Annotated in this window: 11 protein-coding genes; 9 read left to right on the top strand and 2 right to left on the bottom strand. The window is 33.4% G+C overall.

Annotation, left to right across the window (positions count from 1 at the left end; all coding sequences use genetic code 11):
• Positions 1 to 124 precede the first annotated feature (124 nt).
• Entirely contained in the window at positions 125 to 2962 is a 2838-nt protein-coding gene (gene polA / locus U5A88_RS00255) for a DNA polymerase I (protein ID WP_354203033.1), read from the top strand.
• A gap of 52 nt (positions 2963 to 3014) precedes the next feature.
• The gene (locus U5A88_RS00250; protein WP_354203032.1) at positions 3015 to 3986 is read left to right on the top strand and encodes a transporter; all 972 of its coding nucleotides are present in this window, start codon (positions 3015 to 3017) and stop codon (positions 3984 to 3986) included.
• 66 nt (positions 3987 to 4052) lie between these two features.
• Here U5A88_RS00250 and ggt read toward each other — a convergent pair whose 3' ends face one another.
• Positions 4053 to 5759 (bottom strand): gamma-glutamyltransferase, encoded by a 1707-nt coding sequence (gene ggt, locus U5A88_RS00245; protein WP_354203031.1) that lies wholly within the window; start codon positions 5757 to 5759, stop codon positions 4053 to 4055.
• A 136-nt stretch (positions 5760 to 5895) separates the two neighbouring features.
• Between ggt and U5A88_RS00240 the strand changes: the two genes are divergently transcribed.
• Positions 5896 to 6141 (top strand): DUF1059 domain-containing protein, encoded by a 246-nt coding sequence (locus U5A88_RS00240; protein WP_354203030.1) that lies wholly within the window; start codon positions 5896 to 5898, stop codon positions 6139 to 6141.
• A gap of 10 nt (positions 6142 to 6151) precedes the next feature.
• Here U5A88_RS00240 and U5A88_RS00235 read toward each other — a convergent pair whose 3' ends face one another.
• Entirely contained in the window at positions 6152 to 8803 is a 2652-nt protein-coding gene (locus U5A88_RS00235) for a DUF5916 domain-containing protein (protein WP_354203029.1), read from the bottom strand.
• A 246-nt stretch (positions 8804 to 9049) separates the two neighbouring features.
• On the opposite strand from U5A88_RS00235, the gene rplM reads away from it, so the two are divergent.
• The 6 genes from rplM to U5A88_RS00205 all read left to right on the top strand — a co-directional run bounded on the left by rplM (position 9050) and on the right by U5A88_RS00205 (position 13957).
• Positions 9050 to 9505, top strand: coding sequence for a 50S ribosomal protein L13 (rplM, locus tag U5A88_RS00230; protein ID WP_354203028.1), 456 nt, complete (start codon positions 9050 to 9052; stop codon positions 9503 to 9505).
• Positions 9505 to 9891 (top strand): 30S ribosomal protein S9, encoded by a 387-nt coding sequence (gene rpsI / locus U5A88_RS00225; RefSeq protein WP_354203027.1) that lies wholly within the window; start codon positions 9505 to 9507, stop codon positions 9889 to 9891. Before rplM ends, rpsI begins: the two co-directional genes overlap by 1 nt.
• Positions 9892 to 10001: 110 nt before the next feature.
• Entirely contained in the window at positions 10002 to 10778 is a 777-nt protein-coding gene (gene rpsB / locus U5A88_RS00220) for a 30S ribosomal protein S2 (RefSeq protein WP_354203026.1), read from the top strand.
• Positions 10779 to 10847: 69 nt separating this feature from the next.
• Complete coding sequence (tsf, locus tag U5A88_RS00215; protein ID WP_354203025.1) at positions 10848 to 11669, top strand: translation elongation factor Ts; 822 nt, start codon at positions 10848 to 10850, stop codon at positions 11667 to 11669.
• Between the two features lie 154 nt (positions 11670 to 11823).
• Entirely contained in the window at positions 11824 to 13407 is a 1584-nt protein-coding gene (locus U5A88_RS00210) for a hypothetical protein (protein WP_354203024.1), read from the top strand.
• A gap of 19 nt (positions 13408 to 13426) precedes the next feature.
• On the top strand, positions 13427 to 13957 hold the full coding sequence (locus U5A88_RS00205; protein ID WP_354203023.1) for a DUF4199 domain-containing protein: 531 nt from the start codon (positions 13427 to 13429) through the stop codon (positions 13955 to 13957).
• Positions 13958 to 14006 lie beyond the last annotated feature (49 nt).

Raw genomic sequence — 14006 nt, 5'->3', positions numbered from 1 at the left:
ATTCTAATATTTAAAAGTTTAAACCTCACAAGCCTTTGAGACTTGTGAGGTTTTTATTAGCCACCAAAATATTTTAATACTCTAAACAATCTTTGTAGATTTGAACATACTTGAAAAATCTATAATGTCAACACAAAAACGCTTATTCTTACTAGATGCCTATGCTCTAATTTTTAGAGGGTATTACGCTTTTATTAAAAACCCTAGAATTAATTCCAAAGGAATGGACACCTCAGCAATTATGGGGTTTATGAATTCTTTATTGGATGTAATAAAGCGAGAAAGACCTGATCATTTAGCCGTTTGTTTTGACAAAGGCGGTAGTGTAGATCGTGTTGAAATGTTCGCCGAATATAAAGCCAATCGTGATGAAACCCCTGAAGCTATTAGAATTGCCGTGCCTTATATTGAAAGCATTCTAAAAGCAATGCACATTCCCATTATGGTCAAAGAAGGCTATGAAGCCGATGATGTTATAGGAACCTTGGCTAAAAAAGCCGAAAAAGAGGATTACCAAACTTTTATGGTTACACCCGATAAGGATTTTGCACAATTGGTTTCTGAAAATATTTTTATGTACCGCCCTCGGTTTGGTGGTGGTTACGAAACTTGGGGCATACCCGAAGTGCAAGAAAAATTTGAAGTAAAAGATCCGTTGCAGGTAATAGATTTTTTAGCAATGAAAGGTGATGCTGTTGATAATATTCCTGGCCTACCAGGTGTTGGCGATAAAACTGCCAAAAAATTCTTGGCAGCTTATGGTAGTATTGAAGGATTATTTGAAAACAGCCATGAGCTAAAAGGTAAAATGAAAGAAAAAGTGGAGGCAAATGTCGAACAAGGTTTACTCTCAAAAAAATTGGCAACAATAATGTTAGATGTTCCTGTAGAATTTGATGCTACGGATTTTGAACTTAGCCAACCAGATTTACAAAAAGTAACTGAAATTTTTGAAGAACTGGAATTTAGGAGGTTAACAGAAAATCTAATCAAAACTTTTAGTAAAAAGGCTGAATCTATAGAAGTTAAGCCAAAGGTTGAATCCAAAAAGGCCGTGGCAAAAAACAACCCTACAGATAATATTCAATTCGATTTATTTGCCGCACCAGGAACTGGAACTCCTCAAGAGGAAACAATAATAAGTGGCTATAATACAATTGAAAAAACTTCGCATTTTTATCAGTTTGCTGAAACGCCACTCTCACGAAAATTATTGCTAAAACAATTATTAACTCAAAAGTCCGTCTGTTTTGATACAGAAACTACTGGGTTAAAAGCCTTAGAAGTGGAATTGATTGGAATTGCATTTTCATGGGAACACCATAAAGGGTTTTATGTTCATTTTCCAGAAAATCAAGAAGAAACAAAACAAATTTTAGAAGAGTTCAGACCTTTCTTTGAAGATGAATCTATTGAAAAAGTAGGTCATAATTTAAAATACGACATTAAAGTATTATCAAATTACAATATGCCGGTTAGAGGAAAATTGTTTGACACGATGATTGCACATTACCTGATAAATCCAGATATGCGACATAGCATGGATATTTTAGCTGAGACGTATTTGAATTACCAACCCGTCCCGATTACGGAATTAATAGGTAAAAAAGGCAAAAATCAAGGCAGCATGCGTGATGTTGCATTAGAAAAACAAACCGAATATGCCGTTGAAGATGCTGACATTACGTTACAGTTAAAAACACATTTTGAAAAAGAATTGGAGAGCGGACACTTGACTAAACTCTTTGACGAAGTGGAAATGCCTTTAGTAGCAGTCCTTTCGGCTATGGAAATAGAGGGTATCAATATCAATACCACCTTTTTAAAAGAACTATCAACGGCATTGGCGACGGATATAGAACGTTTGGAAAAAGGAATTTACGAGCAAGCGGGCGAAGAATTTAATTTAGCTTCTCCAAAGCAATTAGGGCCAATTTTATTTGATAAGTTAAAACTGGTTGATAAACCTAAAAAGACAAAAACAGGTCAATATTCAACTGCTGAAGATGTCTTATCTTATTTAGCCAAAGACCATCAAATTATTAGAGATATTCAGGAGTTTAGACAATATAAAAAATTGCAAAGTACGTATGTAGATGCTTTACCTAATGAGGTAAATCCGAAAACAAATAGAATACATACCGTTTACGCACAAGCTGTTGCTGCAACAGGTAGATTGAGCTCTAATAATCCTAATTTACAGAATATCCCCATTCGAACTGAACGGGGACGCCAAGTACGAAAAGCATTTATCCCGAGAAACGAAAACTACACGTTATTGGCAGCAGATTACTCTCAAATTGAGTTGCGAATTATCGCTGCGTTAAGCGAAGAAGAAAATATGATTAATGCGTTTAAAAACAATGAAGATATTCATGCCTCAACGGCAGCAAAGGTTTTTAATGTTCCTATAAACGAAGTAACCAGAGAACAACGTGGCAACGCCAAAACCGTTAATTTCGGAATTATTTATGGGGTTTCTGCTTTTGGTTTGAGTAATCAGACCACGCTTTCGCGAAGCGAATCAAAAGAATTAATAGATACCTATTATGAAACCTACCCGAAATTACGTAGTTATATGGATAGCCAAATTCACTTTGCTAGAGAAAATGGTTACGTGGAAACAATTCTAGGCAGACGAAGGTACTTAAAAGATATAAATTCTCGAAATGCTGTTGTTCGTGGAGCCGCAGAACGAAATGCAGTTAATGCTCCTATTCAAGGAAGTGCAGCAGATATTATTAAACTGGCAATGATAAATATTTACCAGCATTTTCAAAAAGAAAAATTCAAAAGTAAAATGTTACTCCAAGTTCATGATGAATTAGTTTTTGATGCTCATAACGATGAATTAGAAATAATAAAGCCTATGATAAAACAGGAAATGGAAAATGCTTATAAATTATCCGTGCCATTAGATGTTGAAATTGGGCTGGGTAACGATTGGTTGGCAGCACATTAAAATTATTTTGTAAGAAATACTAGAGAATTTCGACATAGATTCAAAGTTTCTTATGAAGTTTCGAGTATCAGTTCCTATCTTTTTTGTAATCATAACAACTTCCGTTATTGGTCAAACTTGTTGTTCGGGTGGCATACCGTTGTCAAATAATTTAGGTTTGGAAATGTTAGGAAAAGGAACTTTTCAAATTGGTTTAAACTATGATTATAATAATTTAAACACATTAAAAAGCGGTTCAACCACATTAGATGATAGCTCCAGATTGCGAATTACACATACAGGGCTTTTAAATTTAGGCTTTTCTATAACCAATAACTTAGCTATTGAAAGCTTATTTACATGGGTTAATCAAAGAAGAAAAATCAGTCAATTTGGCAATGAAAACTTGGATCAGTCATCGGGTGTGGGAGATGCTATTTTACTTGTAAAATATAGATTCAACAATGTATTTGGTAAAACGAGTAGTTTAAACTTTGGTGTCGGTGCAAAACTTCCTTTAGGTTCATCAACAGAAAAAAACAATCAAGGCGTTACTTTAAATGCAGATTTACAACCTGGTAGTAATACTTTTGACATGATTTATTGGACAATGGTTTCTAAAAATTTTGATTTCAGACCATCATTAACTGTTTCTTCAAGATTTATATATAGAAGTGCTGGAACCAACAATAATTATTTTGGTGATTCGTCCTATAAATTTGGTAATGATTTTCAAACCTACTTAAGTTTTTCTGATCAGTTTATTATATCTAAAAAATTAGTTTCGCCTGCAATTTCATTTAAATATCGCAACGCTAGTAAAGATAAAATAGAAGAATTTAATTTGAATAATACTGGCGGCAATTGGGTTTCTATAATTCCTGGTTTTTCAGTAGATATTAATTCAAAAATAGCCTTTTTAACTAAAGCTGAAATTCCTATTTACAGTAATGTAGATGGCACACAATTGACCCCAACATTTAGATTGACATCTGGCATTCTAATTAAAATTACACGCAAAACACGTTTCCTTAATTTAAATTAAGGATAATAGAAATTCTTTAATTTTTATTAGAACAAGCCCTAATAATATTCTTATTGTCTAGTTTAGTTAATAACCAACGGCTCTAGCATCAAAACTTCGAGAATCAGCGGCACCGTATACTTTGTTATTTTTATGGTCAATAGTAATGCCCATGGCTTGACCTTGCATATTTCTAAAATAAATTTCATGCCCTAAAGCTTTATATAATTTTTGTGTATCTGGTGAAATACCATGTCTTTCAAAAGAAGTTCTATTCGGAAACCATTGGTGATGAATTCGCGGTGCTTCAATGGCTTGGGCAATGTTCATATCAAAATCAATTACATTTAAAATTACTTGTAATACCGTATTGATAATTGTTCTACCTCCCGGGCTCCCAATTACAATTACTGGCTTACCATTTTTAGCAACAATAGCAGGAGTCATACTAGATAACATTCGTTTTTCGGGCTGTACTAAATTGGGTTTTGTACCAATTAGACCACGGGAATTTGTGTAACCAGGAATTGGGTTAAAATCGCCCATTTCATTGTTCAATAAAAACCCAGCACCTTCAACTACTATTTTATTACCGTAACTATTTTCTAAAGTGTAGGTTAGCGAAACCGCATTACCATCCTTGTCAACCACTGAAATATGCGTAGTTTCTGGGCTTTCAGGCACCAAATGCTTTGTGTTAAAATGGGTAGAATCGCTCTGAGAGGCTTTTTTAAGATTAATATTGACTCTTAAATTATTAGCGTGTTCTTTTGAAATCAATCTTTCTAATGGTAAATCTGGATTAAAATCCGAATCGCCTACAAATTCAGCTCTATCAGCAAAAGCCCTACGCATTGCCTCGGTAATTACATGTAAAGAAGCTGCAGAATTGTGACCCATTTCACTCAGGTTATATCCTTCTAAAATATTCAACATTTCGACCAAAGCAATACCTCCAGAGCTTGGTGGTGGCATACCTACAATTTCATAACCTCTGTACGTTCCTAAAATTGGTTTCAGTTCTTGAGCCTGATATTTTGCTAAATCCTTTTCGGTGATAATTCCACCATTCTCCTTCATAAAATCGGCTATGAGCTTTGCAGTTTTACCTTTGTAAAATCCGTCTGCACCTTTTTCTTGAATACGTTTTAAAGTTTCTGCCAATTCTGGTTGTTTCCATATTTCTCCTGGTTTGTAAGGTATTTTACCGTCTTTCAGAAATGTTTTGGCAGTTGATGGAAATCGCGATTTGTTTTTAGCGATATAGTTAACAAACCATTCATTGCGATAAGAAGCAGGGAAACCTTCTTTTGCTAATTTTACGGCGGGAGCCACCAAATCTGCCCAAGGTAATTTTCCCATTTTTTGATGTGCTAAATACAACCCAGCCACTGTACCCGGAACTCCAGTTGCCAATAACCCTTCGTGGTTTGAGTTGTCTTTTATTTTTCCGTCTTTTCCTAAAAACATTTTTTCATGAGCCGTCAACGGAGCTTTTTCCCTAAAATTAAACGTTGTTTTTTTACCATCATCACCATAATAGACCAAAAATCCGCCTCCGCCAATATTTCCTGCAGAGGGTAATGTCACTGCTAAGGCAAAAGCTGTGGCCACAGATGCATCAATAGCATTTCCTCCTTTTTTGAGAATATCTCGCCCTACTTCAGAAGCTAAATAATGACTGGTAACCACCATCCCATTTTCAGCGGGAGCAGGTGTCTTTCCACTTTGTGCGAAAATTGGATTAGCGATAAATAAAAAAGTGAATACAAATATTTTTAAGTAGATTTTCATAAGGGATATAGTTTTTTTGTAATTTAACAAACCTAATTAAAATATACTTTATACGCAATAGAAAATGTTCCTTACAGTTCCAGTTTTAGTTAAATCTAAAAAAGACGTAAATTGCATTAAAATTAAACAACCCAATATGAAAACAATGACCTGCAAACAACTAGGTGGTCCATGCGATGCTAAATTTCATGCTAACACCTTTGAAGAAATGGTAGAACAAAGTAAAAATCATGGAATGGAAATGTTCCAAAAAGGGGATGCCGCACATATTAGAGTGATGAAAGAAATGAAAGAAAAAATGAAAACCCAAACACCAGAACAAATGCAGGATTGGTTTTACAATAAAAGAAAAGAATTTGATGCTTTACCTGAAAATAAATAGCAAATACTAATTACAACATAAAACGATAAGTAACCTTAATTAAAAAGGTGTTGTCTTTCTTTTCGCCTAAAATTTGATTATCCAACCCTTTAAATAATTTATAATTTGGGTCAGCATTACCACTTACTCCCTGAGACCAAACCAAAAAGACTTCAGAACCAGGAATATACTCCCAACGCATTACCAAATTAGATCGAAACTGGACATAAGAAAAATCAGGATTACCAAATTGATAATCTGTTGTACCATCAGTATTTGAATCAATCAAATAAGAATCATCATTCGTATCAAAAGAAATTTGATTGTCATTGAATAATTGAATTCTATCTTTGAAACTATTAGCTTGGGGACTAACTACTGTTTTAAATTCTGAATAGCGACCTCTTGAAATAAAGGGTTCACCATAATATTGAATGGTTAAATTTGGATTAATGGTATAATTAAGTCGCATAGACATACTAAGCGTACGTTGAGCAATAGTTCCATTAACATAATTGGTTTGATTATTAGACTCAATATTATCAACAAACTGAAGCTTATCATCATTTATTCTGTATTGCGGGAAAATAGAAACTTGTAACGCATTTGTTGGTTGGTAAGAAACGCCTACACCAAGGCTGAAATAGCTAAAAGAATCATCAAAGGTTTTACCTCCATTACTTCTTAAACTGAATGATACTTTTTTTCGATCATCAGTGCCAAGTCTAGAAAAATAACTTAATATTTGAGAATTTTTAATTCTTGGGCCGCCTCTAAGCTGAACTGTGGACTGATTTGTTGGCAGATAGGTAATACCTAAATTAGCTCGCCAATTGTTTTTGAACTGTGCCCAACTATTGGTATTAAATTGCATTAAATTATGATTACTTTCAAAATCCCAAGCACTCCAATGATTATAATTTAATCCTAATTGTCTAAAAACAGAAAAGGGTTTTAGCGTTCTGTAACCGACCCAAGTATAATGCCTTAAATCATCCGCTTGTCGTTGAAAACCCATGTCGTTTAATTCTAATTCGGGAGACCGCCATGTAAAACCACTTTCAAAACGCCAATGGCCTTTGGCCTGTTTCCCTATTTGAATATTACCTCCGGTCCCAGTTAATGAAGTTTTGTTAGGATCAACTTCCAAATGTGTAGCGTCCACACGACCAAATAAATGTCTTAACGATTCTTGAGTACTTTGAATAGCTTCTTTACTACCTTCTACTCTACTAAAAACTACATTTCCGCCAACATACCATGCTCTATCGCTCCATTGATGCTTAAAATCCAGCCCGCCAGTATATGCAGATTTATGTAAAAACTGTAAATTATCGGTCAAATTTCTATTTGTTGCGGTAAAAATACCACCAACAAAAGTATTCCGTTCGTTAAAATCTTTTTGAAGTCGTCCCAAAAAATAATTGGTCAAAGGCTCTACCAATTCTTCTCTTCTGTTTCCATTATTATCAATAGTAGCATATTCATTAGCTGTTATACTTTCTAAAATACCAATTGACCACCCATTTTTTGTTTTTCCGCTAAATTTAGCAGCCCCTAAAATTGAAGTATTATTGGGCTGATTGACAAATTCACCATCTTCTGTATCTGGATATCCTTGAGGACTTCTACCAATTCGTCTCGAAAAAAACAGATTATCCGACCCGAAAGTATCTCCTGCTTCCGAATTAGAAATTTGATAATTAAAAATATTATTGTTTTCTACAAAAAACGGGCGTTGTTCGTTAAAGAAAATTTCGAACCCATCTAATGCAATGGCTGCAGGGTCTGCCTCAACTTGTCCAAAATCAGGGTTAACGGTTAAGTCTAATGTTAAATCGTTCGTAATTCCGATTTTGGCATCCAAACCACCATTTAGCTTAAAATCTGAACCATCACGAAACGGATTTCCGTCTTCTTTAGGGTAAGTATCCAACTTAGCCAACCCAAAAGGCTGTATTTCTAATTGCTTTTGAGGTTCTAAATCTATAAGCCCATGTAGTTCTCCAAATTCACTTATCCAACCTGGAGCATCTCTAGGAACACGTTGCCATAGAGACCGTTCATTCTTTCTAAAAAAATAACGCTGTAGTTGCAAACCCCATATTTGCTCTTTGCTCTTACCAAATCTTAATTGACTTAACGGTATTTTCATTTCAACTGAATACCCTTCATCGTCCACACTAGTCTTAGCAAACCAAATAGGGTTCCAACTTTCATCCCAATTATTACCATTATCTGAAGCCAATTCATCGCCTTTTACACCAGCAGCTGTCATTGTAAATGAAAATGCAGTTCGTAAATCGTGATAGCTATCAATATTAATTTCAACCCAATCGCCTTCAAAACCATCACGTCTTGATAATCTTTTTACGATACTATCTGCAGCTTTATCAATAGCTCTAATACCTATATAAAGGTGTTTTTGATCATAAACTATTTTAAATTTAGTTTCTTGACTTGGTGCAGTGTTTTCATCAGGGCTGTACTCAGTATAATCGCTATTCCATTCAACCAAATCCCAACTGGCATCATCAATAATACCATCAATAACCGGGGCTTTTGCTTGCCCTATTGATTTAGTGGTATATATTCTTTTTGGAATTTTTAAGTCTGGTTCTTGAGCATTTATTGATTGAAAAAAAAGGAAAAAAATGAGTACTAACGGAGTTGTTACCTTCATACAAGTTTGGTTGATGGTTGAGAGCGTTCATTTTAAAAGACTATATTGTTTTAAAAATGTTACACTTTGCTTGCAATTTAGTGTAAACTCATCTTAATTATATGTTAAAACAGAACTTGATTCTGTTAAAATTTAACACATTAAAATATATATAAAACACTGTTTGTTATATAAATAAATAGTATTATCTTTGCAAACCCTTTTTTAAGGGAAAAATCATTTTATTAATAGACAAAAACTAATCGTGTGAACACATTAAGTTACAAAACAGTATCAGCTAACAGAACCACCGTAAATAAAGAGTGGGTTTTGGTTGATGCGGACGGACAAACATTGGGTCGTTTAGCTTCTAAAGTAGCAATGCTTATTAGAGGCAAATACAAGCCTAACTACACACCTCATGTTGATTGTGGTGATAATGTAGTTATTATTAACGCAGAAAAAATTATTCTATCAGGTAACAAATGGACGGATAAATCTTATATCCGTCATACAGGTTATCCTGGAGGTCAAAGATCGCTCACTGCAACAGAGTTGTTTAAAAAAGATCCAACTCGTTTAGTAGAAAAAGCAGTAAAAGGCATGCTACCAAAAAATAAACTAGGTAGTGCGTTATTTAGAAATTTAAATGTCTTTGCTGGTGCTGAGCACAATAAAGAAGCTCAAAAGCCAAAGACTATTAACCTTAACGATCTTAGATAATGGAAATAGTACATAAAATAGGTAGAAGAAAAACGGCAGTTGCCCGTGCTTATGTTTCTAAAGGAAAAGGAAACATTACTATAAATAAAAGAGAATTAAAAAATTATTTTACAACTGGCACTTTACAATACAAAGTGTTACAACCACTAACTTTAACTGACAACGATAAAAATTACGATGTTAAAGTAAATGTTTTTGGAGGTGGGGTTACGGGTCAAGCCGAAGCAATTCGTTTGGCAATTACCAGAGCTTTAGTTTCTATTGATGAAGACTACAGAGCTATTTTGAAACCAGAAGGATTACTTACAAGAGATCCAAGAATGGTAGAGCGTAAAAAATTCGGTCAGAAAAAAGCCCGTAAAAAATATCAATTCTCTAAACGTTAATCATATTTTAAATAATTATAAACTGTTTAAGTTTAGCACCCAAATAATTAAGACTCACCAAATGTGGCTACTTAGTTATTGCTAAATAAGGAACGTAAACTAAAAACAAAATGAACATTCAAATTCAAGAATTATTAGACGCAGGTGTACACTTTGGTCACTTGACAAGAAAATGGAATCCAAATATGGCTCCGTATATTTATACTGAGCGTAATGGAGTACACATTGTAGATTTGTACAAAACTGTTGCAAAAATTGAAGAATCTGGTGCAGCATTAGAGAAAATTGCAGCTTCTGGAAGAAAGATTTTATTTGTAGCTACAAAAAAACAAGCTAAAGATATTGTTGCAGATAAAGCAGCAAGCGTTAATATGCCTTACATCACAGAAAGATGGCCAGGCGGAATGCTTACTAACTTTGTAACTATCCGTAAAGCTGTTAAAAAAATGGCTCAAATTGATAGAATGAAACAAGATGGTAGTTTTAACGCTTTATCTAAAAGAGAAAAATTACAAATAGATCGTCAAAGAGCTAAATTGGAAAAGAATTTAGGTTCTATTTCTGATATGACACGTTTGCCAGGTGCTTTATTTGTTATTGATACTAGAAGAGAACATATTGCTATTGCCGAAGCTCAAAAATTGAATATTCCAATTTTTGCTATGGTAGATACCAACTCTGACCCTAGACCAATTGATTTTGTGATTCCTTCAAATGATGATGCTTCAAAATCTATCAACAAGATTTTGTCTTATGCAACTGAAGCTATTGCTAAAGGTTTGGCAGACAGAAAATCTGAAAAAGAAGCGAAGGAAGATGCCCCAAAAGTTTCTAAGAAAGTAGAAAAAGCAAAGGCAAAAACCGAAGAAGTAGTAGAAGAAAAATAAATTATTGTACAACTTATAATTAATGATTTAACCAAAATTTAAGTCATTAATAGATTAAACATAAAAATTATGGCAAAAATAACAGCCGCTGAAGTAAATAAATTAAGAAAAGCCACTGGTGCTGGTATGATGGATTGTAAAAATGCACTAGTTGAGGCTGATGGTAATTTTGATACTGCCATCGAAATATTGCGTAAAAAAGGACAAAAAGTTGCTGCAAAAAGAGCCGACAGAGATTCTTCTGAAGGTGCAGTTATTGCAAAAGTAAATGCTGATGCCACAACTGGAGCGGTAATTTCTTTAAATTGTGAAACTGATTTTGTGGCAAAAAACGATGGGTTTGTAGATTTAGCAAATCAATTAGCAGAAGTTGCTTTAAATGCAGCTTCAAAAGAGGAATTTTTAGCTGCTAGTTTTAATGGAATGTCTGTTGCAGACAAACTAATTGAGCAAACTGGTGTTATTGGCGAAAAAATTGAAATAGGTGCTTTTGACCGAGTTGAAGCTCCTTTTGTAGGCTCTTATATTCATGCAGGTAATAAAATTGCTACTTTAGTTGGTCTTTCAGCTTCCGCTGATGGTGCTGACGTTGTGGCTAAAGATGTTGCTATGCAGGCCGCTGCAATGTCTCCTATTGCTTTAGATGAAAATGGTGTTGACCAATCGGTTATCGACAAGGAAATCGAAATTGCAAAAGATCAATTACGTCAAGAAGGCAAACCAGAAGCAATGCTAGATAATATTGCAAAAGGGAAGCTAAAGCGTTTCTTTAAAGATAATACATTGGTAAACCAAGCTTTTATTAAAGATAGCAAACAAAGTGTTGCACAATATGTTAAAACATTAGGCGATGTTAAAGTTGTTGACTTTAAAAGAGTAGCTTTAGGGTAGCCTGATAACACGTTAAAAATTTTTAAAAAACCTCGCCAATTGGTGAGGTTTTTTATTTTCTAGGACTTTAGTAAAAGTATTCTTCTGATCTATGAAATTAAAATTTTTAATTATTTTCGTACATTGCACTTAGACTACCAAAGCTTTAATTCTAATGCTAGACGAAAAAGACAAGAGAAATATTTTTAAGGAGTGGCTAGAAAAGTTACAACAAGAAAGTTGGCAATTGGAACTGCTAATATCTGGATTTACATTATTTGGCATATGGGAGAGCAGAGATATTCTTGAATCTTTTATCAGTTTTTTAGCCGTTAATAGGCCTGTAGAAAGTAATGCTTCAACTGTTCTTAAAGTAGCTACACTAATGTTACAAGCGGCATGGTTGGTTTTCTTTACCAATTTATTAGTCCATGTAATTATGAGAGGACTGTGGATAGGAGCTATTGGATTACGCTACGTGTCTGGAGATATAGATTATGACAAACTAAAATACTCTGAATCTTTTAGCAACTATTTTAAGAATAAAGTTGGCGGGTTTGATGATTACATAGAACGTTTAGAAAAAATTTGTAGTTCTATATTTGCTTATACATTTTTACTCTTTTTCATCTTTTTATCTTTTGGGTTTTTTATTATTTTCTGGATTTTACTAGTTGCGGTTTTAAATTATTTCTTTAGTTCTGACAATTCGTCTATCTCTGCAGTTTCAATAATTGTAAATACTGTTTTTGGGTTTTTGGCATTTTTTGTTTTTATTGATTTTATTACTTTAGGTTTGTTTAAAAAGATAAAAGGTAAAAGCTTTTCTAAAATTTATGGCTATATCTATAGATTTTACTCTTTCATTACCTTATCTTTTATTTATAGACCCTTACTTTATAATTTTTTAGACACAAAATATACACGTAGACTTTTTTGGTTTTCTATACCTTATTTACTTTTACTGATACTTGTTTTACCTGATTTTATATTGGAAGCTAATCCTCATTTTCCTGAACAATCTGGTAATAACAATTTTATTTCAAAACATGTTGTTATAAGCAATAATTATGATGATTTACGAGAAAAGAACTTGGCCATATCAAACTCTAGCCGTAAAAGGATAAGAATGATAAGCTTATCTAACTATGAAATAACAAGTAATTATGCAAGTGTTTTCATCAGACAAGCAGGAGTAGATGAAAAACTACTTTCTGAAAAATATGGAATAACGCCCTATCGGAAATCTGGATTGAGACATAGTATGTTTAAGGGAAAAATAGTAGACTCAACAATATTAAATCTTGAAAATCAAAAATCAACTGCTCTTTTAAAACTAATTAAACAGCGAAGGGAGATAAAAAAAGATTCTTCCAAATTCACCAAAGGACTTAATACAGGTAAATACAATAAAAACATATCGAATTTAGACGATTACATGAAGTATAGAAGAGATAGTATTATAAAAGTATGGAATAAAAGAATTGAAAATGAAAATGAAAAAAAATTAGTCCAAATAAAGTCAGCACTTTTAGATGCCAATCAGATATTTATTGATGATGTTTCTTATAATGATTCGTTAAAATGTAAATTTTATACTCATCCCAACATGAATGAGAAAGGTTTGCTTTGTTATTTTCCTACAGATAGCATAAATAAAGGCGAACATCTTTTAACTCTTGAATATAAAACATACCGCAAAGAAGCAATCGATTCAATTGATATACATACAGTTCAAATTCCTTTTTGGAAATTTTAAAGTATAAAACCAAACCATCATGAAAAATATTTTAACAAACAGTTTATTAGCCGCAGCAACCTTCATAGCTGTTTATTTTGTCTTTTACTTTATTGATCCAAGTCTCAATTTTAAATATAGTTTAATTCTGCCCATCGGTATAGTGATTTATCTTTTTTTTCTGATAAGAGCTGGGATTCGAAAACGAAAAAACTTAGGTGGTTTTATTAGTTTTGGGGAGGTTTTTGTATCGTCAATAGCAATATATGCTATAGCGTCCTTCACTGCTATGGTATTCACACTTATTATGTTGAACATAGATCCAGAACTAATGGAATTAATGAAAGAAAGCTCTAGTCGGACCAGTGAAAGTATGTTTAGAATGGCTGGCATGTCTGAAGAGCAGATTGCCCTTGCTACAGAAGAGGCCAATGAAAACATGGATCTCGTTAAGAGTTCTATGCTAAGCAATATGTTCGTTGGTTGGCTTATAAGTATTATTATACCAGGGCTTATTTATGCATTGATAGCCTCTTTAATTGTTAAAAAGAAAGATAAAAGTATTGTATAAGAGAACTTTTTTTGCACTTTATTTTCTAATCTTAGGTCGGATTTAGATT

Origin of the sequence: Aureibaculum sp. 2308TA14-22, assembly GCF_040538665.1 — a bacterium.
Lineage (GTDB): Bacteria > Bacteroidota > Bacteroidia > Flavobacteriales > Flavobacteriaceae > Aureibaculum.
Note: the sequence above shows the minus strand (reverse complement) of the source record. Positions and strands in the feature narration are given on the sequence as shown.